Below are 20,709 nucleotides of genomic sequence, written 5' to 3'. Positions count from 1 at the left end.
GATGTCTCGTGAACTCGTGATCGCCGGTCGGCGGATCGCCGATGATACCGACACCTACGTGATCGCCGAGGTGGGCCACAACCACCAGGGCAGCGTCGAGAAGTGCAAGGAAATGATCGACGCTGCGGTCGCCTGCGGCTGCGATGCAGTGAAGCTGCAGAAGCGTGAGAACCGCTCGCTGTTCACCAAGCAGATGTACGAGAGCTCGTACAACTCCGAGAACGCCTTCGGCTCGACCTATGGCGAGCATCGCGAGGCCTTGGAGTTCGACGACAAGCAGTATGTCGAGCTTGCCAACTACTGCAAGCAGAAGGGCATTTCCTTCTTCTCGACGGCCTTCGACTTCGAAAGCGCCGACTTCCTGCACGCGCTGGACATGCCGGCCTTCAAGATCGCGTCGGGCGACATCATCAACACGCCGCTGCTCGAGTATGTCGCGAAGCTCGGCAAGCCGATGATCGTCTCCACCGGTGGCGCCACCATGGACGACGTCAAGCGGGCCTATGAGACGATCATGCCGATCAACCGGCAGCTCTGCATCCTGCAGTGCACGGCCGGCTACCCGCCGGCCTGGGAGGAACTGAACCTCCGGGTGATCGAGACCTACCGCAAGGCCTTCCCGGACATCGTGATCGGCTTCTCGAGCCACGACTCCGGCATCTCGATGCCGCTGGTCGGCTACGTGCTGGGCTCACGGATGGTCGAGAAGCACTTCACGCTCGACCGCACGATGAAGGGCACCGACCATGCCTTCTCGCTGGAGCCGGTCGGCATGCGCAAGCTGGTGCGCGACCTGCGCCGCGCCCGGGTCGCGATGGGCGACGGCGTGAAGAAGCAGTACAAGTCGGAAGAAAAGCCGCTCTTCAAGATGGCCAAGAAGCTGGTGGCGGCACGCGACCTGCCGGCCGGCCACGTGCTGAGCCGCGAGGACATCGCGATCAAGTCGCCGAACGACGGCCTGCCGCCCTATCAGATCAATGCGGTGATTGGCCAGAAGCTGACGGCGGCGCTCTCGGCCGACGACAACATCTCGTTCGAGACGCTCGCCCGTGCATGATCCGCTGTTCGACCTGACCGGGCGCGTCGTCGTGGTGACCGGTGCGCTAGGCCAGCTCGGCAGCGCCTATGCGGAAGCTCTGGTGCAGAGGGGGGCGAAGGTCGCCCTCCTCGATCGGCATGACGATGTTTCCAAGCTCTCCGACGAGCTCAAGCTTGCATGTGCGGATGGTCGTGCCCTGGCGGTGGCAGCCGACGTCACGGATCGGGATGCGCTCGTGGCAGCGCTGGAGCGGATCGAGGCGCAGCTTGGGACACCGTTCGGGCTGATCGCCAACGCGGCGCTGGACAGCCCGCCAAGTGCCCCGGCATCGGAGAACGGGCCGTTCGAGGACTACCCGGTCGACTCGTTCCGCAAGGTCCTGGACGTCAACGTCACCGGCGTCATGCTGTGCTGCCAGGTGTTCGGCGGCGCCATGGCCAGGTCGGGGCGCGGGTCGATCGTCCTGATCGGCTCGATCTACGGTGTCGTCTCGCCCGACCAGTCGATCTACGAGTACCGGCGCAGCGAGACCGAGACCTTCTTCAAGCCGGTGGCCTATTCCGCCAGCAAGTCGGCCCTCTACAACCTGACCCGCTATCTCGCGACCTATTGGGCGCCCAGGCAGGTACGGGTGAACAGCGTGACGCTGGCCGGCGTGTTCGCCAACCAGGATCCGCGCTTCCTGGAGGGGTATCTGAAGAAGATGCCGCTCGGACGGATGGCGGAGCCGGACGACTATACCGGGATCATGGTCTACCTGCTGTCGGATGCGTCCCGCTATGCGACCGGAGCCGAGTTCCGGATCGACGGCGGCTGGACGGCCTGGTGACCTTGCCGCCGCCTTGTGCTAGCATGTGCTAGCACCGGGTGGAGATGAGCATGGCGACGATCCTGGTACGCAACGTCGACGACTGGGTGGTCGCGCGGCTGAAGGAGCTGGCCAAGGCGCATGGCCGGTCGATGGAGGCCGAGGTGCGGGCGGTGCTGGCGGAGGCGGCCAAGCCGGACGAGAACCTGACGGGGGAGGCCTTCTGGCAGTTCCTTCGCAGCGGGCCTCAGGTCACCGAAGGCTTCGAGCTGGATATTCCGGACGACCGCACAGTCGAGCCCAATCCGTTCGAGAGTGACGCGTACGAGGCCTACGACCGTACGCGATGATGTACCTGCTCGATACGAACGTCATCTCAGAGTTGATGAAGCCCATGCCCGACGACAATGTCAGGCTGTGGGTGATGTCGACGAACAGCTCGCAGCTGTTCATCTCGGTCATCTCGTTGGCGGAGATGGTCTTCGGCGTCGAAAGGCTGCCACTTGGGCGCCGACGTACCGTGCTGGCGGCGAAGCTCGACGATATTCGCCAGCGGATCTTTCGCGCCAACATCCTGGGCTTCGGTGAAGATGCTGCCATCCGGTGCGGCGAAATTTGGGCGCTGGCCCAAGGTAAGGGCAGGCCGCCTTCCCTGGCCGATGCACAGATCGCCGCAACCGCATCCGTCCACTCGATGACCGTCGCCACGCGCGACATCGACGACTTCGCCGCGTTCGGCGTTCCTCTTGTCAACCCGTTTGATCCGAAGGCTTCCGCATGACCATCCCCGGCACCCTCGACAACCATATCGGCGGCAAGGAGGTCGCGGCGCGCGGAGGCGGGCGGATCGAGAAGTTCGATCCGGCGACAGGCGAGCTGCAGTCGACCATCGCGCGCTCCGGTGCGGCCGATGTCGATGACGCGGTGAAGGCGGCCAAGGCAGCGCAGCCGGGCTGGGCAGCGACACCGGCGGTACAGCGCGGGCAGGTCCTGCACACGATCGCGAACCTGATGGAGGCTCGGGCGGACGAACTGGGCGCGGTCGTGGCGGCGGAGACGGGCAAGTCGAGGAAGGAAGGCAAGGGCGAGGTTGGTGCCGCCGTGCAGTGCGCGCGGTTCTTCGCGGGCGAGGGGCAGCGGCTGTTCGGGCGGACCATCCCCTCGGGCACGCCGGGCAAGCTCAACCTGACGGTGCGCACGCCGGCCGGTGTCGCCGGGCTGATCATCGCGGCCAACACGCCGATCGCCAACGTGGCCTGGAAGCTGTTCCCGGCGCTGATCTGCGGCAACGGCGTCGTCCTGAAGGCGGCGGAGGACACGCCATTTACGGCGTCCTGGACGGCCCGGGTGGCGCTGGAGGCAGGGCTGCCGGCGGGTCTGTTCAACGTGGTGCACGGGCTGGGTGCCGAGGCGGGCGAGCCGCTCGTGGTGCATGACGAGGTGGATGTCGTGAGCTTCACCGGCTCTACCAGGGTCGGACGGCGGCTGGCGGAGCTGGCCGGGCCACGGCTCAAGAAGATCAGCCTGGAGCTGGGCGGGAAGAACCCGTTCGTGGTGATGGATGATGCGGACCTGGACAAGGCCGTGCGCTGGGCGGCGCTCTCTGCCTTCAGCAATGCCGGGCAGCGCTGTGCGGCCGGCAGCCGGATCATCCTGCACGACGCGATCTTTGATGCCTTCAAGGCGAAGTTCGTCGCGGCGACCGAGGCGCTGAAGCTCGGCAACGCCGACACGGACGATTTGGGGCCGGTGATCAACGCGCGCCAGCTCGGCAACATGCTGGCGGCAATCGAGCGGGCCAAGGAGAAGGGTGCGGTCGTGCTGGCCGGCGGCAGCCGGATGGACAGGCCGGGCTACTTCATGATGCCGACCATCATCGAGAATTTCGGGCCAGACGACGAGATCACCGAGACGGAGCTGTTCGGCCCGATCACCTGCCTTTACCGGGCGACGAGCTTCGACCATGCGGTCGAGCTCGCCAACGGCACGCCGTTCGGGCTTACCGCCTGCATCCACACCCGCTCGTTCGACCGGGGGCTCCTGTTCTGCGAGCGGGTGCGGGCGGGCGTCACCGTCATCAATGCCGGGACCCATGGCAGCGAAGCGCACATGCCGTTCGGCGGCCGCGGCCTGTCGGGCAACGGCAGCCGGGAACCCGGCACGGAGGCCCTGGACGTCTACAGCGAGCTGAAGAACATCGCGCTGAACGTCGACCCGGCCCAGACCTGAGCGGTGCTCAGACCGGGTCGGCCGTCACGCCTGTCAGGCCGGCGAGGCTCATCGCCTCGTCCTGCCGCTTGCGCAGGGCGTCCTCGTCGAAGTCGCCGATCAGGTCGACGAACAGGCGATACCAGTTGATGTTGGCCTTCAGGTGCATGAACACCGAGCCAAGGCCCACGGCGGCGCGGTCCATGAAGACGAACTCACGGGGCGGCGTGACGCCACCGACCTCGCGCAGCTTCTGGTGCACCTTCTGCGCGACCTCACGGCCGTACTGGCCGCTGTTGGTCTGCTGGATGAGGCGGGGCTCGTCCTTCATCAGCGGGGCATAGAGGAAGGCGGCCCACTCGTTCAGCACGTCGATCGTGGCGTTGGAGAGGCCCTTGAAGCCCCAACGCTCATAGGCCGAGACGGCGAGGTCCCGGTCGCCGCGCGCCAGCGCCCAGTACAGGTCGATGACGCCGCGCACGAAGGACGGCGGGAACACCCGGACGCAGCCAAAGTCCAGGAGGTTCACGCCGTGGTCCGCGCGGACGGTGTAGTTGCCCAGATGCGGGTCGCCGTGGATCACGCCGCTGCGGTAGAACGGGATGTACCAGGCGCGGAACATGGCGATCGCGATCTGGTTGCGCACCTCCTGGTCGGTATCCCGGAACTCCATGAGCGGCCGGCCGCTCAGCCAGTTCATGGTGAGCAGGCGGCGCGTGGAGAGGTCCTCGATCACCTCAGGAATAGAGACCGTCGGCTCGTCGCGCAGGATGTGCCGGTACAGCTTGATGTGCCGGGCTTCCCGCTCGTAGTCGACCTCCTCGCGCAGGCGGTCGGCGATCTCCGCGTAGATGAGGTTCGTGTCGATCGCCTTGTCCCAGCGGCGATAGACAGCGAACAGCACCTTGAGCTGGGAAAGGTCGGCATCGACCGCCGCCTCGATGTTCGGGTACTGCAGCTTGCAGGCCAGTACCTTGCCGTCCGGGAGGGTGGCGCGATGGACTTGGCCCAGCGACGCCGCGGCCGCGGCGTCCAGGTCGAACTCGGCGAAGCGCTGCCGCCAGTCGGGCCCCAGCTCGGAGGCCATGCGGCGACGGACGAACGGCTTGCCCATGGGTGGTGCCGAGGACTGCAGCTTGGCCAGCTCGTCGGCATATTCCGGGGGCAGGGCATCCGGAATGGTCGCCAGCATCTGCGCGACCTTCATCAGCGGCCCCTTCAGGCCGCCAAGCGCTGCGCGCAAGTCGTTGGCATGGGTGCCCCGGTCCATCCCGCGGCTGAACAGGCGGCTGCCGGCGATCCGGGCCGCCTGCCCCGCCACCGAGGAACCGACCTGGGCATAGCGCGCGACGCGGTTGCCCAGGCTGTTCTCGGAAGGAGCGGGGGGAGGAGGCGTCTTAAGCGGTGTGCTCATCGGCGATTCCCGCCTCTTTCAATTCGGTTGCAAGCTCGTCGATGAACCGTTCGAGCACGCCCAGACCCTTGGTCCAGAAGTCGGGATCGGTCGCGTCTAGGCCGAAGGGCGCCAGCAGCTCCTTGTGGCGGAGCGTTCCGCCCGCGGCCAGGAGTTCCAGGTATTTCGGCTCGAAGCCGTCCGGGTTCTGCTCGTACACCGCGTAGAGCGAGTTCACGAGACAGTCACCGAAGGCATAGGCATACACATAGAACGGCGAGTGGATGAAGTGAGGGATGTAGGACCAGAAGGTCTCGTAGTCCTGCCTGAACCGGAACGCCGGCCCGAGGCTCTCTGTTTGTACGTCCATCCAGATCTTGCAGATCTCTGTCGGCGTCAGTTCGGACGTTTTTCTTGCATCGTGCACCCGTCGCTCAAACTCCACGAACGCGATCTGGCGAACGACCGTGTTCAGCATGTCCTCGATCTTGCTGGCGAGCAGCACGCGCCGCTCGCTGCGGTCCTGCGTGGCGTCCAGCAGGGATCGGAACGTCAGCTGCTCGCCGAACACCGAGGCGGTTTCCGCCAGGGTCAGCGGCGTGCTGGCCATGAGCGGACCGTGTTTGGCCGCCAGGACCTGGTGCACGCCATGGCCCAGCTCGTGGGCGAGGGTCATCACGTCGCGCGTGCGGCCCTGGTAGTTCATCAGCACGTAGGGATGTGCCGAGGTGGTGGTCGGGTGGCAGAAGGCGCCGCTGTCCTTGCCTGGGCGCAGCTCAGCGTCGATCCAGTTGCGCTCGAAGAAGTCCTGGACGATCCCGGCGAGCTTCGGCGAGAAGCGGCCATAGGCGTCGACCACCAAGCCCATGGCCCGGTTCCAGGGCAGCCGCGTGTCGGACTCCTCCGGCAGCGGCGCGTTGCGGTCCCAGTACTCCAGCTGCTCCAGGCCCAGCCACTTCGCCTTCAGCGCGTAGTAACGGTGCGAGAGCTTGGGGTAGGTGGACTGCACGGCCGAGATCAATGCGTCGACGACCTCGTCCTCGACCTGGTTGGACAGGTTGCGGGCGCTGATCGGGCGGGGGAACTTCCGCCAGCCGTCCTCGATCTGCTTGTCCTTGGCCAGCGTGTTGGTGATGCGCGCGAATAGCTTCTGGTTCTTCGCCAGCACCGCCCCGATCGAGGTGGCGGCGGCCTCGCGAACCCCGCGGTCCTTGGAGGAGAGCTTGTCGAAGATCTCCTGGCTGGTGAGGTCCTTGCCCTCGAAGGGGAAGCGCAGGCCCGCCATCGTCTCGTCGAACAGCCGCACCCAGGCCGAGCGGCCGGTGACGTACTTCTCCAGCAGGACCTTCTCGACCGCATCCTCCAGCTGGTGCTCCCGCCAGGCACGCGTGTCGCGCAGCCACGGCCGGAAGCGGGCGACGCGCGGGGAGGCGTCGAGCTTGGCGTCGAGGTCCGCCTGCTCGACCTTGTTGATCTCCAGCGTCACGAACAGGGTCGTCGACGACACCGCCGTGATCTGCTCCTGGACGCCCTGATAGAAGCGGCCGATCTCCGCATCGTCGCGGTCAGCCGCGAACAGGAGCTGCGCGAACGCGGCGAGGCGGCCCAGACGGTCGTCCAGTGCCTCATATGCCTCAATCAGCTCGGCCAACTCGTCGCCTGACAAGGTGGCGACGCGGCCTTGCCAGCTCTTGGCGATCCGTTCGGCTTCCGCCTTGCACGCGGCGAGGTCGGCCTGGATCTGCGGATCGGTGCGGCTGGGATAGAGGTCGGTAAGGTCCCAGGCCGGTCCCTGCTGTTCCCTCGGCAACCCTGCCGCCGCGGAAGTCTCGGTGTCCCTGATCCAGTCCAGACGAGTCGACAGCACCCTGGTTCTCCCTTACGCGCGTGGGCAGCATATAAGGGTTCCCCGGGTGAGATTCACCCGAAGGTGCCAACATGACACGGGGGAGGCGCGTGCGTGACCGATTTTGGCGGCAACCTCGTGGAGATGTTCCAGAAGACCGTGCAGCGGAAGGGCGAGGCACCCTTTCTTTGGGCCAAGAGCAACGGCACCTACCGGTCGTCCTCGTTCCGCAACGTCGCCGATGACGTCCAGAACCTGGCGAGGGCACTGGCCCAGCTCGGTGTCGAGGCAGGCGACCGCGTGCTGCTCGTGTCGGAAAACCGGCCGGAATGGTGCATCGCCGATCTGGCGGTGGTGACGCTGGGCGGGATCACCGTGCCGGCCTACACGACCAACACGATCGACGATCATGCCTACCTGCTCTCCCACAGCCAAGCCAAGCTGGTCATCTGCTCGGGCCGCTCGCTGGCCAAGCGGCTGATCCCTGCCATGAACCAGACAGGCACGGCCCAGACCGTCTTGTTCATGGAGCCGTTGAAGGACGTGGGCGCCCTGCCCGTGTCGGCTTTCACGTGGAAGGACGCCCTGGCGCTTGGCTCACGGTCGTCGGCGGTGCCGGAGATCTCCCCGGCGGCACCCGATGACATCGCCTGCCTGATCTATACGAGCGGCACCGGCGGACGGCCGAAGGGCGTGATGCTCACGCATCGCAACATCATGGCCAACCTGATGGGTGCGCACGACCTTCTCCTGCGGATCGGCCTGGGCGACGAGGTGTTCCTTTCGTTCCTGCCGCTGTCGCACAGCTACGAGCACACGGCCGGCCAGTTCCTCCCGATCGCGCTGGGGGCGGAGATCTACTACGCGGAAGGTACCGAGACGATCCGCACGAACCTGCTGGAAGCGCGTCCGACCATCATGACCTGCGTACCCCGCCTGTACGAGGTCCTGCGCCAGCGGATCAATGCGGAGGTGCAGCGGCAGGGCGGGCTTAAGGCAAGGCTGTTCGCCAAGACGATCGAGCTGGGCAAGCGCAAGTATGAGCAGGGCAGGCTGGGCCTCGTCGACTCGATCGCCGACCAGTTGCTGGACCGGCTCGTGCGCGACAAGATCCGCGGCCGGTTCGGCGGGCGGCTGAAGGCGCTGGTGAGCGGAGGTGCCCCTTTGAACCAGGATGTCGGCATGTTCTTCCATGCACTGGGCCTGCCGATCCTCCAGGGCTACGGGCAGACGGAAGCGTCGCCCGTGGTGGCGGTCAACCCGCCCGGTGCGGTCAAGCTGGACACGGTGGGACCGCCCTTGAAGGGCGTGCAGGTGAAGATCGCCGAGGATGGCGAGATCCTGGTGGCCGGCGACCTGGTCATGAAGGGCTACTGGCGCGACGAGGAGGCGACGCGGCATGCCCTGCGTGAAGGCTGGCTGCACACGGGCGATGTCGGCATGTTCGACGAGGACGGCTACCTGAAGATCACCGACCGCAAGAAGGACATCATCGTCGTCTCGGGCGGCGACAATGTCAGCCCGCAGCGGGTCGAGGGCGTCCTGGGCCTGCGCCCGGAGGTCGGGCAGGTGGTGATCTACGGCGACGGCAAGCCGTTCCTGGTGGCGCTGATCGTCCCGGAAGCCGAGTTCGCCAAGCAGTTCGCGAAGGCACGCGGCAAGTCGGCCGAGCTTGCGGAACTCGTCCAGGACGAGGAGTTCCGCAAGGCCATGGCCGAGGGCATCAAGCAGGCCAACGAGAACCTGTCGGCGATCGAGCGTATCCGGCGCTGGCAGCTGCTGGACGAGCCGTTCACGACGGATAACGGGCTGATGACGCCCAGCCTAAAGCTGCGACGCTCGCTGATCTATGCGCGCTACGAAAGCCAGATCCGGGACCTCTACGACTGACCGATGGCATCCTGCCGACCGGTGCGCAGCCTGGTCGAGCGGTGCATCCCGGCATGCTGCAGTTCCACGAACAACAGCGCGATCCATGCTTCCGCGCAGACGACGAGGATGCCAAGGTTGGTCGGCCGGACGAATCCGAAGGCCAGCAGCACGATGCTCTCGAATGACCACATCGCGTTGAACGCCATCAGCGCCCAGATGGCGGCACTCGGCAGCGTTTCGCGGCTGGCGAGCCAGCCAACCAGGGCAGCGTGCAGCACCAGATAGATGCCGGCAGCGCTGAGCACGAGGGGAGGCAGGCCGAGCAGGTCCTCCAGCTGGGAGGTGAAGAGGATCGCGGCCGCCCCCAGCGCCCCGTTGCCGGCAGCGTTCGCCAGCAGCACGCGGCGCAGGAACCTCGACGGGCAGAGCGTGGTCATTGCGGATCTCCTTGGTGGAGCCCCTATGTCACCCGCACCGACGCTTGCGTCGATTACCTTCGAGGTCATCGCGGGGCGGACGTTGCGACGGTAGGTTCACGTCATGACCATGACTCAACCCGTTGGCGACCTATTACGAACTTGGCGGCAGCGCCGACGGCTCAGCCAGCTGGACCTGGCGCTGGAGGCCGAGATTTCTGCCCGGCATCTGAGCTTCCTCGAGACGGGCCGCGCCCAGCCCAGCCGCGAGATGCTCCTGCAGCTGGCCGATCGCCTGGAGGTGCCCTTGCGCGACCGGAACATCCTGCTGGTCGCCGCCGGCTATGCGCCGGTGTTCCCCGAGCGGCCCTTGTCGGACCCTGCCCTGGCCGCGGCCCGCAAGGTCATCGACACCATCCTGACCGGGCACGAGCCTCACCCTGCGCTGGCGGTGGACCGGCACTGGACCATCCTGGCGCACAACCGTGCCATCCTGCCGCTGCTCGAAGGCATTGGCGAGGCCCTGCTTCGCCCGCCGATCAACGCGCTCAGGCTGGCGCTCCACCCCGATGGGCTGGCACCACGGATCACCAATTTCAGCGAGTGGCGCGCCCATCTCCTGTCGCGGCTTCATCGGGAGCTGGAACTGTCCGCCGACCCGAACCTGGCCGCCCTGTTCGAGGAACTGGCGGCCTATCCCAAGCCGGATACGATCCAGCAGCGCGGCACGACCTCACGCGAGCCCGGGATCGCCGTGCCGCTGCATCTGGCCACGCGTCACGGTCCCCTCGCCTTTGTCAGCACCACGACCGTGTTCGGCACACCGATCGACATCACCCTGGCCGAGCTGGCGCTGGAGACGTTCTTTCCCGCGGATGAGGCGACCGCCGCCACGATGCGCCGGTTGGTGGACAGCATGCAGGAAGGTCCTGCGGGCGCGTCTGCGAGCGGCTAGCCCCGGCAGCATAGGATCCCGTGCAGCCTGAGGAACCGGGCACTTGCCCGTCCCTGCTCCGGCCGGGCTGGCCAGATCGGCAGCAACCACGAAGACAGTTTTCAGTCGCTTGCCATCAGCCAGCTTGGCATCAGCTGTCGTCGCCGCCAGCCTGATGCAGGAAGCGGTCGAGCTGGTCCAGCGTCCGCCAACGGATCACCAGTTCGCCGCCATCCTTGTTCTGCCGGATGGCAATGGGCAGTCCGAACCGCCGGGACAGGCGTTCCTCGAACGCCTTCACGTCAGGGTCGGCGGTGGGTGCGGTGGTGCTGCGCTTGGCCGAACCGGCCGTCGCCTGCTCGCGGCGGACTAGGTCCTCCGTCTGCCGGACGCTCAGCCCGTTGGCGATCACCGTCTCGGCCAATCTGACCGGGTCGGCGGCGCCGAGCAGGGCACGGGCATGGCCCGCCGTCAGCTTGTCCTGGTCGAGCAGCAGGCGGACTGGCTCGGGCAAGGCCAGGAGGCGCATGGTATTGGCGACATGGCTGCGGCTCTTGCCGAGTGCCGTGGCAATTTCGTCCTGGGTATGGCCGAACTCTTCGATCAGCCGGCGATAGCCGTCCGCCTCTTCCAGGGCCGTCAGATCCTTGCGCTGGACGTTCTCGACCAGTGCGATCTCCAGCGTGTCCCGCTCGCCAAGCTCGCGGACGAGCACCGGCACCTCGTCGAGACCGGCCCGCTGGGCCGCTCGCCAGCGGCGTTCGCCCGCGACGATCTCGTAGCGTCCGTCGCCGGCAGGCCGCACCAGCAAGGGCTGGAGCAAACCGTGCCGCCGCATCGAATCGGCCAGCGAGTCGAGCTCGGCCTCGTCGAACCGGCGGCGCGGCTGATGGGGCGAGGGTGCCAGCTGCTCGATCGGCACCATCCGCGATGACCGCGAGGATGGCCTGGCTGCCTGCTCCTCACTGTCGAAGATCGTGACGGCGTCGTCCCCCAGGAGCGCGGAGAGCCCCATCCCGAGGCCGCGCTTACGAACGGGATGATCGGTCTCGTGCTTCACCGCGTTGCCGCCACCATGCGTCGGTCCCGTCTCAGCATTTCGCCGGCCAGATGGGCATAGGCCACCGCACCCGCCGACCGGACATCGTAGATCATCACGGGCTTACCATGCGAGGGCGCCTCGGAGATACGGACATTTCGCGGGATCACGGTCTCGTAGACACGCTCGCCCATGAAGCTCCGCACATCCTCGGCCACCTGCTCGGACAGGTTGTTGCGCCGGTCGAACATGGTCAGCACGATGCCGTGCATCTGCAGACGCGGGTTCAAGGTCCGTCGGACCCGCTCCACCGTCCGCAGCAGCATGCTGAGTCCTTCCAGCGCGAAGAACTCGCACTGCAGGGGCACGATCACGGCGTGCGCCGCCACTAGGCCGTTGACCGTGAGGACGCCCAGCGATGGCGGGCAGTCGATCAGCACGTAGTCGAACCGGTCTTCCAGCCGCAGCAGCGCATCGCGCAGGCGGAAATTTCGCTTGCCGTCGTCGACCAGTTCGACCTCGGCGGCCGAGAGGTCGACGGTCGAGGTGATTAGGGTAAGACCGGGAACGGCGGTTTCCGTCAGTGCATCAGCCACCGGCGCCTGGCCCGTGATGATCTCGTAGGCCGTGACGGTCCGCACTGAGCGGTCGACACCCAGCCCAGTGGAGGCATTGCCCTGCGGGTCGAAATCGACCACCAGCACACGCTTGCCGGCGACCGCCAGCGCCGTGCCCAGGTTGATGGTGGTGGTCGTCTTGCCGACGCCGCCCTTCTGATTGGCGATGGCGAAGATGCGGGCTTTAGGACCGCTCTTGAACTCGACGACCGTCGACACGTGCAACCTCGCAGACGCGCAGGATGTTGCCCCTCGGATCGGAGAGGCTCGGCAGGACGTCCGGCTTCATATGCCAGTGCCGCGCTGCCTCGGTCAATTCCGCCGGGAGCCCTTCACCCTTGGGAAAGAGCCCTACCGTGGCAGGACCCATATGCGGTTTGGCCAAACCAAGCAGTTTGTCGAGCGGCGCCAGGGCCCGGGCCGTCACCACGTCGGCCGGCGGCATGTCGGCCTGCTCGATCCGCCGGGCATGGATCGTGACCTTGGTGGCGGTGACCCGGGCGGACTCGCGAAGAAAGGCGACCTTGCGCTGGTCGCTCTCAACGAGATGCACCTGCGGCACGCCCATGATGGCGAGGATCATGCCGGGGACACCGGGACCCGTGCCCAGGTCTGCCCAGATGGCAGCAGCCGGCGCGTGGCGCAGCAGCTGCCCGCCATCGAGCACATGCCGTCGCCACGGATCGCGCAGTGTCGTGGCCGATACCAGGTTGATCCGTTGCTGCCACATGGCCAGCAACTCGACCCACTGCTCGAGCCGTGCAAGTGTTTCACGTGAAACATCGAGGAGCGCCGCACAGTCCTCGGGTGAAAGCGGACGATCCTGGTTCATGCCGCATGGTCCGCTCGCCGCTCGACGTACCGCAGAAGTCGCGCCGTTGCAGCGGGCGTGATGCCGGGCAGGCGGGCCGCAGCGCCGAGCGAGTTGGGCCGGACGCGGCGCAGCACGGCCACGACCTCGGCGCTGAGCCCGGGAATGGCCCCATAGTCGAGATCTGCCGGCAAGCGGAGTTCTTCCTGCGCCCGGAACCTCCGGACCTCCGCCTCCTGTCGCTGTAGATAGGTGGCGTACCGTGCCTCGATGACCAGCTGCTCCAGAATCTCTCCTGGCATGGTCTCCAGCGCCGGCGCGAGGCCGAACAGCTGCGTCGGGCCGACCTCCGGTTGCCGCAGCAGGTCAAAGCCATTCCGGCGCCGGCCATCGGGGTTGACTGTAATACCAGCCGACGCCGCCTGTGAGCTGCTGACGCTGAGCGCCGACATCATCGACCGTGCCTGTGCCAATCGCTCTACCTTGGCCCGATAGGCCGCTGCACGTTCGGGTCCGACCACCCCGAGTTCGATCCCCCGCCCGGTCAGCCGCTGGTCGGCATTGTCGGCCCGCAGGCGAAGGCGGAACTCGCTGCGGCTCGTGAACATCCGGTAGGGCTCGGTAACCCCGCGGGTGACGAGATCGTCGACCATCACGCCGATCATGGCTTCGCCACGATCCAATACGATTCCGGATTCGCCTCCCGCCGATCGCGCCGCGTTGATCCCGGCGAGGATGCCTTGCCCCGCTGCTTCCTCGTAGCCGGTGGTCCCGTTGATCTGGCCAGCCAGGAACAGCCCCGGCAGGCGCTTCACCTCCAGGCTCGGACCAAGTTCACGTGGGTCGACATGGTCATACTCGATCGCATAGCCGAACTGGGCGATCTCCGCCCTTGCTAGGCCGGCAATCGACCGGACCAGGGCCAGCTGAATGTCGCGCGGCAACGCCGTGGAAATGCCGTTTGGATACACGAGCGGATCATCCGCACCTTCCGGCTCCAGGAAGATCTGGTGGCGCGTCCGGTCCGCAAACCGTACTACCTTATCCTCGATGGACGGGCAGTAGCGCACGCCACCGGCGCTGATCTGGCCGGAATAGACCGGCGAGCGCGCGAGATCCGCCGTGATCAGCGCATGGGTCGACGGATTGGTCCAGGTAATGCGGCACTCGATCTGTGGCCGCGTAATGGCCCGGGTCAGATAGGACATCGGCACGGGCGGATCGTCGCCCGGCTGCGCCTCGAGTCCATCCCAGTCGATGCTGTCCCGCAAGAGGCGCGGGGGTGTCCCGGTCTTCAGGCGCCCCATCGTGATGCCCGTGGACGCGAGGCGCTGCGCGAGGCGCACCGATGGATGCTCACCACGGCGCCCGGCTGGGCGCCGCTCATCGCCCAGGTGGATCTCGCCGCGCAGGAACGTGCCGGTGGTCAGGACGACGGCACCGGCCTTGATCTTCAGTCCGGTGATGTCGACGATCCCCGCGACCCGGTCGCCCTGCACCAGCAGGTCGGCCGCTTCGCCTTCCACGATCTCCAGTCCCTGCTGGTCGGCCAGCAGCGCCTGCACTGCCTGCTCGTAGGCGCAGCGATCGGCCTGGACCCGCGGTGCCCGCACGGCCGCGCCCTTGTCGGCCGCCAGCAGGCGGAACTGGATGCCGGCCGCATCGATGGCTCGGGCCATCACTCCGTCCAGGGCGTCGACCTCGCGGACGAGCTGGCCGCGCCCGAGCCCGCCGATCGCGGGATTGCACGACATCCGGCCGACCGACTCTGCGCGCTGGGTCAGCAGCACGGTTCTTGCACCGGATCGGGCGGCAGCCGCCGCGGCTTCCACGCCCGCATGGCCTCCGCCAATGACGATGACGTCGACGATTTTCATGATCATTCACATTCGGTCACGTGCCGTTCCACGTGATCGCAGGGTGCTTCGCATCGGGGCCATCGGCGTGATAGGCGAAAGCGAGACGCAGGGAAACACCATGTCCTCGATCGTGCTGGCCGTCCTGGCGATCTCGGCGCTGTTAGGTCTGTCCGCTTTCGTGCCGGCGCTCGCCGAGCGCCTGCGCCTGCCCGCAACCACCGTGCTGGCACTGGCCGGGATGCTCATCGGCGGCGGCTTATTTCTGGCGCATGGCCGCTACGCCGACGAACTGCCGGTGATCTTCAGCGCGCTCGTGAACAGCCTTGCGAGCCTCAGCATTCCACCAGACACCCTGCTGCTGGTCTTCCTGCCGGTGCTCCTGTTCGAGAGTTCGATCAGCCTGGATGCACGTGCCCTGCGGGACGATGCCGTTCCGGTCCTGACCATGGCCGTCCTAGCTGTTCTGGTGACGACGGTCGTCGTTGGCCTGTCGCTCAATCCGTTCACTGTCGTTCCCTTGGCAGGCTGCCTGTTGCTCGGCGCGGTCGTTGCAACCACGGACCCGATTGCGGTCATCGGCGTCTTCAGGGAAGTGGGCGCGCCACGACGCCTTTCCGACTTGGTCGAGGGCGAAAGTCTTCTCAATGACGCGGCCGCGATCGCCCTGTTCGGTGCGTTCGTCTCGGTGCTCCAGGTCGGCGGCGACGGCCATCCAGCCGTGATCGCATCGACCTTCGTCTGGGACTTCATCGGCGGCGGTCTGTTCGGTGTGGTCCTCGGCCGGCTGGGGGCAGCCCTGCTCACCAAGCTGGACAGCGCCGGACCGGCCGAGATCACGTTGTCGCTGGCGCTCGCCTATCTCGCTTACATCGTTGGCGAGCACGTGCTGCACATCTCCGGCGTAGTGGCGACCGTTGCAGCCGGGGTCGTGTTCGGCTTTCTCGGGCGGCGCCGGGTGAGTGCGCCGGCCTGGGCTGCCATCCAGCAGATCTGGCAGCAACTGGGCTTCTGGGCGGCATCGCTGGTCTTCGTGCTGGCTGCGATGCTGATCCCGAAGGTGCTGGCCGACTTCCATCTGGGCGACCTGCTCCTCCTGGTGATCCTGATCGCGGCGACGTTCGTCGCACGCATCTTCGTCCTCTACGTGGTCATCCCGCTGCTGGCCGCGCTGAAGCTCGCCAAGCCGATTCGCAGCGCCTACCGCGCGGTGATGCTCTGGGGCGGGCTGCGCGGCGCGGTCACCCTCGCGCTGGCCCTGGCGGTTACGGAGATCGACGGAATCGGGGAGGACGTGCAGCACCTGGTCGAGGTCGTGGCTGTTTCCTACGTGCTGTTCACCCTGTTCGTGCAGGGGACCACGCTGCGGGCGCTGATCGGCTGGCTTGGCCTCAACCAGCTGGGGCCCCTGGAACGGATGGTGCGCGACCGGGCCATCGAACTCAGCCAGTCGAACATGCTCGACCAGCTCAGGACGGAGGCGGGCCGGCTCGGGATCAACCCGGATACGTCACCGGAGATCGACCGCCTCTACAAGGCGCGGATGGCCACCCCGCGCCGGGTAGCGCCGCTTGGCGACGATATGCTGGCGCAGCAGCTCTCGGCCGCCTTGCTCACCCTCACCCGGCACGAGGCTGAACTCTATGTGGCGGAAATTGGCCGCGCACTGGTCGGCCGGCGCACCGCCTCCCAGCTGCTCAGCAATACTGATCAGCTTCAGGACGCGCTGCAGACGGACGGAGCCAGGGGCTACCGATCGCAGGCCAAGCGGCTCAGCCAGTTCGACGTCTTCCTGCGCGCGTCGGTCTGGTTGCAGCGAACGCTGCGCTGGTCGGGGCCGCTCGCCATGAGGCTGGCGGACCGGTTCGAGGTGATGCTGGTCAGCCGCCGCGTGCTGAGCGAGGTCGAGGATTTTGCCGAGAGCCGGCTGCCGATGCTGTTCGAGCGACGCGTTGCGGAAACTGCGCTTCACGTTGTCCAGGCCCGGCGCGAACAGACCGAGCGGAGTTTCGAGGCGCTGGAGCTTCAGTACCCGGAGTATGCCGAGGCGCTGCGCACACGTTACATGGATCGGGCCGCGCTGCGCATGGAGGAAGATGCGTATGGCCAGATGCTGCAGGAACGACTGATCACCCCACCAGTCTACCGGGACCTGATGGAGGCCTTGCGGGAGCGGAAGCGCCGACTGGAGAAGGCACCGAAGCTGGACCTGCGCATGGACGTGCCGAGCCTCCTGCACGATCTGCCGTTGTTTCAGGACCTGGATCCGGAACAGTTGGCTGCCATGAGCCGGCTGCTGCGGCCGCGGCTCGCACTCCCCCGGGAGCGCATCGTCCGCCAGGGTGAAGCGGGTGACCGGATGTTCTTCATCGCCAGTGGTGCGGTGGAGGTCGTGCTGCCCGAGCCGATCCGCCTCGGTACCGGCGATTTCTTTGGTGAACTCGGTTTGATCACGCATGAGCCGCGCCGCAACGACGTCGTGGCCCTTGGCTATTGCCAGCTGCTCGAGTTGCACACAGTCGTGTTCGAGCGCTTCCTGCGAGCCGATCCGCAAGCGGCCGATGCAATCAGGCGGGTGGCGGCCGAACGGCTGGGCGTGGTGCATATGCCGGAGACTGAACCAGGCTGATGTTTCACGTGAAACATCAGCTCGTCACTTGCCGATGCAGAACCGGGCGAAGATCGCGCTCAGCACGTCCTCCGGGTCACCGCCGAGACCGGTGAGTCTGGCCAACGCCAGGGCCGCCGCCCGCAGCTCTTCCGCTACGAGGACAGGTTCGGCCAGCGGCAGCGCTGCCAGGGCCTGCTCGACCGCTTCCAGGGCCTGCGACACCGCCGCTTGCCCGCGTGCATCGGCCGGCACCGCCCCGAGCTCAGCCGGCAGGTCCTTGTCCAGTCGCGCCGCGATTGCTGCCAGCAGCTCGTCGATCCCGGTACCTGTCCGGCAGGAGATTGCGAGCATCGCCCACCGATCCGGCACCAGGTCGGCCTTATTCACCACGATCAGATGGTTGGGGCAGTCAACGACGGCGGGAGGCATGTCCCGGGCATCGACCAGCTCGATCACAAGGTCCGCACCGGCGGCCTTCTCCCTGGCTCGCCTGATACCTTCCTGCTCGATGGGATCGTCCGTCTCGCGCAGACCGGCGGTATCGATCAGCGTGACCGGCAGACCATTGAGGTCGAGTTCCACCTCGATCGGGTCCCGCGTCGTGCCCGGCCGTTCGGTCACGATCGCCACCTCCCGCCCCGCCAGCAGGTTGACAAGGCTGGACTTGCCGACATTGGGCCGGCCGGTCACGGCCACGACGAACCCCTCCCGTAGCCGTGTCGCGGCGCCAGCCGATTGGACCGCCTTCCGGAGTTGATCCCGAAGCAGTTCCAGTCGGGGTCCCGCACGCCCGAGCGCCCCCGCCGTCACATCGGCCTGATCGGCGGCGAAATCCAGGTCGGCCTCGATCTCCGCCCGAAGCCCGAGCAACTGGTCGGACCATGCCTCGACCTGCCGAGACACCTCCCCTTCCAGCCGCAGGAGGGCATGTCGGGCGGCTCTTGCGGTGGTCGCATCGACGAGGTCGCCCAACCCGGCGACTTCGGAGAGACCAAGCTTGCCGGCGAGAAAGGCGCGGCGCGTGAACTCGCCAGCCTCGGCCGGACGGAGCGATGGCATGTGCGCCAGGACGTTCGCCAACATCCGTCGGACGCCGAGGCCGCCATGATGCTGGATTTCCACCAGATCCTCGCCGGTGAAGCTGGCCGGAGCGGGAAACCGCAGCACGATCGCTTGGTCGATCGGCTGACCATCGGCCGGATCGACCAGCCGTGCCAGGCTGGCCCGACGTGGCGCGGGCAGCACCCGGACGCCCAAGGCATGCAGCACATTGCCGACAGCGGGCCCCGAGATACGCAGGACCGCCAGGGCCGAGCGACCAGGCGGTGTCGCCCAGGCCCAGATCGTGTCCTGGCTCAGCTCTTCTCGTCCTTCGTCGGGTTCGGCGGCCGCATGCCGGTAGCGGTCGCCATCATCTGGGTCCAGATCGTCTGCCACTGCTCCAGTCCCTTGGAGAGCGGCAGCCAGGTTTCCATCAACTGCTTGGTATCCGTGGCGTTGATCGCGTCCGACAGCCGCTTTTCCAGCGTGTCCATCAGGCTCTTCTGCATCGGCGCCACGTCCGGCAGACCCAGGAACTGGCGTGCCTCTTCCGGTGTGCAGTCGATGTCGATGCTGACCTTCATTGTCGCCTCGCCGTCCATGATGAGCCGCCTCATCCTTACGGCGCCGGCGGCTGGTCTGGAACGGTCATCTTGAACGATCGCTCCTGACGTCGGGGCAAGGGGCGCCAGACCGCCGAAAGTTGCGAGCGGACGAAACATCGGCGTGGCCTTGCGGAAAGCCGCCAGCAGAGGTGCTGGAGTAGCAAAGGGCGATCATGGTCATCGGCGAGCCGGTGCAGACCGATGTCCATCGGCCGTACCCGGCCGTAAGGCGGCAGCATGTGGTGGAGGTGAGACGGCCATGGGTGGTGCGGCGACCATGGAAACATGGACGGACATGACGTCGATAGGGATGATGCCGGTTGTCCTGCCGCCTCCTCTGCACGTCGCGGTACCGAGGCTGCCATGATGGTCGGCTTCAAGCAGCCCGACGCCCGTCCGTGCAGCCGCCGGGGTTGCTCGTCATGCCCGGCCGACTGGCACTCCACGCTGGGCTCCACCGGCCACTGCATCATGGCCCTGCAACACTGCACAGGACGTCGCCATCTCCACCTCGGCCAGCCGGCCTCATCACCACCTCCGCCTACAGAGCTTGGCGCTCCCAACGCCGACCCGTGGGCCTGAAGCCAGGGGCGGTCGCCCGAGTCAACCGGAATGAACTCGTGCAGAGGCTACACATCGAAGGCTTGAGCCAACGCGACGAGCAGCGTCCAGTCAGCTGCCATCCCGCCGAGCCGGATCCCGATGTGGCCGCAGGACCTGCCAGCCAAGCAGTTCGATCGAATCCGCGATCTGCTCGGCCAAGTCGTAGCGTTGGGCCACCGGAATCCGATGCTGGTGGCTGCGGGTACTCACGTCGAGCGCTCGCGCGATGACGTGAGCCAAGTGGTCGCGTCCCACTACACGAAGGTCCGCGACGTCGGCTTCGGGAGGGTTTTTCATGCCGCCACACTATAAGAACATATATAGAACATCAAGCGAGTGTGGCGGATGCTAACACTTCCTTAATCCTGGATGTGGCATGGTCACGGCAGGATGACGACCGTACCCCTGCCCCGCCACTTCGTGGTCACCACCCAGCCCAAGTTGGCGCGCCCAACGTCGTTCGGATTCTTGGCTCCTGGCCAGCTCCCGTTGTCACGGGTGAGGCCGCTTGTCGGGTTCAAGCGGAACGGCGATGCACGGAGACAGCTGCACTTCGTCAGCCTCTGCGCCAGTCAGGTAAGACGGCAGGGCAGAGGACGCCAGTGAAGGAGGTTGCTGTGTTGTTGGCGTCGATCCAGGCAGTACGGGCGGCCTGTGTCGCCTGCCGCCTTGACGGGATCACTGGCTGGCTGCCCGGGTCCCCGATCTGTTGACGAAGGGCGAGGCCGGTATGGCCATGGCTGGCCAGGCGCCGGATCTTCGGCCACCAGCCATGGCGACTGACCATGTTGGTGCTGGTGACCTTGCCGCCTCTGGCGCTCAAGCATCGAGGAACACGAAGGTGGGAGGGCCAGGGTGGCCTGCAGCCTTTCCCTAGTTGGTTGGTTCCGGGATGAGGTGGTGCGGGCCGCTTCTGAAGATGGAGGGGTTGTCCTTCCAGGCGTCGCCGATGGCCTTGAAAGGCGTCCGCCACTGTAGTGCCTGGCAAAGCTGCAGGCGGTGACGAAGGT

General features: G+C 66.6%; 18 protein-coding genes. 8 read left to right on the top strand and 10 right to left on the bottom strand.

Annotation, left to right across the window (positions count from 1 at the left end; all coding sequences use genetic code 11):
- The first annotated feature begins 1 nt into the window (after position 1).
- The 5 genes from VHL31_RS18800 to VHL31_RS18780 are packed head-to-tail and all read left to right on the top strand — an operon-like array spanning position 2 to position 4,076.
- Positions 2–1,057 (top strand): N-acetylneuraminate synthase family protein, encoded by a 1,056-nt coding sequence (locus VHL31_RS18800; protein ID WP_329662778.1) that lies wholly within the window; start codon positions 2–4, stop codon positions 1,055–1,057.
- Positions 1,050–1,868, top strand: coding sequence for an SDR family oxidoreductase (locus VHL31_RS18795; RefSeq protein WP_329662777.1), 819 nt, complete (start codon positions 1,050–1,052; stop codon positions 1,866–1,868). The genes VHL31_RS18800 and VHL31_RS18795 overlap by 8 nt, the downstream gene beginning before the upstream one ends.
- A 50-nt stretch (positions 1,869–1,918) precedes the next feature.
- Entirely contained in the window at positions 1,919–2,197 is a 279-nt protein-coding gene (locus tag VHL31_RS18790; protein ID WP_329662776.1) for a FitA-like ribbon-helix-helix domain-containing protein, read from the top strand.
- Positions 2,194–2,628 carry a type II toxin-antitoxin system VapC family toxin gene (locus VHL31_RS18785; RefSeq protein ID WP_329662775.1) on the top strand — a complete coding sequence of 145 codons (435 nt, stop codon included), beginning with the start codon at positions 2,194–2,196 and terminating at the stop codon, positions 2,626–2,628. The genes VHL31_RS18790 and VHL31_RS18785 overlap by 4 nt, the downstream gene beginning before the upstream one ends.
- Positions 2,625–4,076, top strand: a complete 1,452-nt coding sequence (locus VHL31_RS18780; RefSeq protein ID WP_329662774.1) for an aldehyde dehydrogenase family protein — start codon at positions 2,625–2,627, stop codon at positions 4,074–4,076. Before VHL31_RS18785 ends, VHL31_RS18780 begins: the two co-directional genes overlap by 4 nt.
- A gap of 7 nt (positions 4,077–4,083) precedes the next feature.
- Here the strand turns inward: VHL31_RS18780 and VHL31_RS18775 are convergent, their stop codons facing one another.
- A complete protein-coding gene (locus VHL31_RS18775) occupies positions 4,084–5,469 on the bottom strand; it encodes an AarF/ABC1/UbiB kinase family protein (protein ID WP_329662773.1) in 1,386 nt (461 codons plus the stop codon).
- Positions 5,453–7,315, bottom strand: a complete 1,863-nt coding sequence (locus VHL31_RS18770) for a M3 family oligoendopeptidase (protein WP_329662772.1) — start codon at positions 7,313–7,315, stop codon at positions 5,453–5,455. Before VHL31_RS18770 ends, VHL31_RS18775 begins: the two co-directional genes overlap by 17 nt.
- Positions 7,316–7,408: 93 nt before the next feature.
- Between VHL31_RS18770 and VHL31_RS18765 the strand changes: the two genes are divergently transcribed.
- Positions 7,409–9,184 carry a long-chain fatty acid--CoA ligase gene (locus VHL31_RS18765; RefSeq protein WP_329662771.1) on the top strand — a complete coding sequence of 592 codons (1,776 nt, stop codon included), beginning with the start codon at positions 7,409–7,411 and terminating at the stop codon, positions 9,182–9,184.
- On the opposite strand, the gene VHL31_RS18760 is transcribed toward VHL31_RS18765, so the two are convergent.
- Entirely contained in the window at positions 9,175–9,603 is a 429-nt protein-coding gene (locus tag VHL31_RS18760; protein ID WP_329662770.1) for a hypothetical protein, read from the bottom strand. The two genes, VHL31_RS18765 and VHL31_RS18760, sit on opposite strands and share 10 nt — an antisense overlap.
- A gap of 103 nt (positions 9,604–9,706) precedes the next feature.
- Here VHL31_RS18760 and VHL31_RS18755 point away from each other — a divergent pair, with 103 nt between their 5' ends.
- A complete protein-coding gene (locus VHL31_RS18755) occupies positions 9,707–10,537 on the top strand; it encodes a helix-turn-helix transcriptional regulator (RefSeq protein ID WP_329662769.1) in 831 nt (276 codons plus the stop codon).
- A 130-nt stretch (positions 10,538–10,667) separates the two neighbouring features.
- Here the strand turns inward: VHL31_RS18755 and VHL31_RS18750 are convergent, their stop codons facing one another.
- From VHL31_RS18750 to mnmG, 4 genes are read right to left on the bottom strand one after another with little or no spacing between them, the layout of a single operon-like run.
- Positions 10,668–11,576, bottom strand: a complete 909-nt coding sequence (locus VHL31_RS18750; RefSeq protein WP_329662768.1) for a ParB/RepB/Spo0J family partition protein — start codon at positions 11,574–11,576, stop codon at positions 10,668–10,670.
- Positions 11,573–12,391 carry an AAA family ATPase gene (locus VHL31_RS18745; RefSeq protein WP_329662767.1) on the bottom strand — a complete coding sequence of 273 codons (819 nt, stop codon included), beginning with the start codon at positions 12,389–12,391 and terminating at the stop codon, positions 11,573–11,575. The genes VHL31_RS18750 and VHL31_RS18745 overlap by 4 nt, the downstream gene beginning before the upstream one ends.
- Positions 12,357–13,004 carry a 16S rRNA (guanine(527)-N(7))-methyltransferase RsmG gene (rsmG, locus tag VHL31_RS18740; RefSeq protein ID WP_329662766.1) on the bottom strand — a complete coding sequence of 216 codons (648 nt, stop codon included), beginning with the start codon at positions 13,002–13,004 and terminating at the stop codon, positions 12,357–12,359. Before rsmG ends, VHL31_RS18745 begins: the two co-directional genes overlap by 35 nt.
- A complete protein-coding gene (mnmG, locus tag VHL31_RS18735) occupies positions 13,001–14,860 on the bottom strand; it encodes a tRNA uridine-5-carboxymethylaminomethyl(34) synthesis enzyme MnmG (protein ID WP_329662765.1) in 1,860 nt (619 codons plus the stop codon). The genes rsmG and mnmG overlap by 4 nt, the downstream gene beginning before the upstream one ends.
- A 100-nt stretch (positions 14,861–14,960) precedes the next feature.
- Here mnmG and VHL31_RS18730 point away from each other — a divergent pair, with 100 nt between their 5' ends.
- Positions 14,961–17,468 carry a cation:proton antiporter gene (locus tag VHL31_RS18730; RefSeq protein ID WP_329662764.1) on the top strand — a complete coding sequence of 836 codons (2,508 nt, stop codon included), beginning with the start codon at positions 14,961–14,963 and terminating at the stop codon, positions 17,466–17,468.
- Positions 17,469–17,492: 24 nt separating this feature from the next.
- On the opposite strand, the gene mnmE is transcribed toward VHL31_RS18730, so the two are convergent.
- The 3 genes from mnmE to VHL31_RS18715 all read right to left on the bottom strand — a co-directional run bounded on the left by mnmE (position 17,493) and on the right by VHL31_RS18715 (position 19,939).
- Complete coding sequence (gene mnmE, locus VHL31_RS18725; protein WP_329662763.1) at positions 17,493–18,887, bottom strand: tRNA uridine-5-carboxymethylaminomethyl(34) synthesis GTPase MnmE; 1,395 nt, start codon at positions 18,885–18,887, stop codon at positions 17,493–17,495.
- Positions 18,806–19,108 carry a DUF6489 family protein gene (locus tag VHL31_RS18720; RefSeq protein WP_329662762.1) on the bottom strand — a complete coding sequence of 101 codons (303 nt, stop codon included), beginning with the start codon at positions 19,106–19,108 and terminating at the stop codon, positions 18,806–18,808. The genes mnmE and VHL31_RS18720 overlap by 82 nt, the downstream gene beginning before the upstream one ends.
- A gap of 660 nt (positions 19,109–19,768) precedes the next feature.
- Positions 19,769–19,939 carry a hypothetical protein gene (locus tag VHL31_RS18715; RefSeq protein ID WP_329662761.1) on the bottom strand — a complete coding sequence of 57 codons (171 nt, stop codon included), beginning with the start codon at positions 19,937–19,939 and terminating at the stop codon, positions 19,769–19,771.
- Positions 19,940–20,709: the final 770 nt, after the last annotated feature.

This window comes from Geminicoccus sp. (assembly GCF_036263595.1).
GTDB lineage: Bacteria > Pseudomonadota > Alphaproteobacteria > Geminicoccales > Geminicoccaceae > Geminicoccus.
This window is presented reverse-complemented; position numbering and strand designations above follow the sequence as displayed.

What these genes read in the sequence shown, in the direction of transcription:
- VHL31_RS18800 (WP_329662778.1), top strand. Translation starts at nt 2, where the DNA reads ATGTCTCGTGAACTCGTGATCGCCGGTCGGCGGATCGCCGATGATACC.
- VHL31_RS18790 (WP_329662776.1), top strand. Translation starts at nt 1,919, where the DNA reads ATGGCGACGATCCTGGTACGCAACGTCGACGACTGGGTGGTCGCGCGG.
- VHL31_RS18785 (WP_329662775.1), top strand. Translation starts at nt 2,194, where the DNA reads ATGATGTACCTGCTCGATACGAACGTCATCTCAGAGTTGATGAAGCCC.
- VHL31_RS18780 (WP_329662774.1), top strand. Translation starts at nt 2,625, where the DNA reads ATGACCATCCCCGGCACCCTCGACAACCATATCGGCGGCAAGGAGGTC.
- VHL31_RS18775 (WP_329662773.1), bottom strand. Translation starts at nt 5,469, where the DNA reads ATGAGCACACCGCTTAAGACGCCTCCTCCCCCCGCTCCTTCCGAGAAC.
- VHL31_RS18760 (WP_329662770.1), bottom strand. Translation starts at nt 9,603, where the DNA reads ATGACCACGCTCTGCCCGTCGAGGTTCCTGCGCCGCGTGCTGCTGGCG.
- VHL31_RS18755 (WP_329662769.1), top strand. Translation starts at nt 9,707, where the DNA reads ATGACCATGACTCAACCCGTTGGCGACCTATTACGAACTTGGCGGCAG.
- rsmG (WP_329662766.1), bottom strand. Translation starts at nt 13,004, where the DNA reads ATGAACCAGGATCGTCCGCTTTCACCCGAGGACTGTGCGGCGCTCCTC.
- mnmG (WP_329662765.1), bottom strand. Translation starts at nt 14,860, where the DNA reads ATGAAAATCGTCGACGTCATCGTCATTGGCGGAGGCCATGCGGGCGTG.
- VHL31_RS18730 (WP_329662764.1), top strand. Translation starts at nt 14,961, where the DNA reads ATGTCCTCGATCGTGCTGGCCGTCCTGGCGATCTCGGCGCTGTTAGGT.
- VHL31_RS18720 (WP_329662762.1), bottom strand. Translation starts at nt 19,108, where the DNA reads ATGAGGCGGCTCATCATGGACGGCGAGGCGACAATGAAGGTCAGCATC.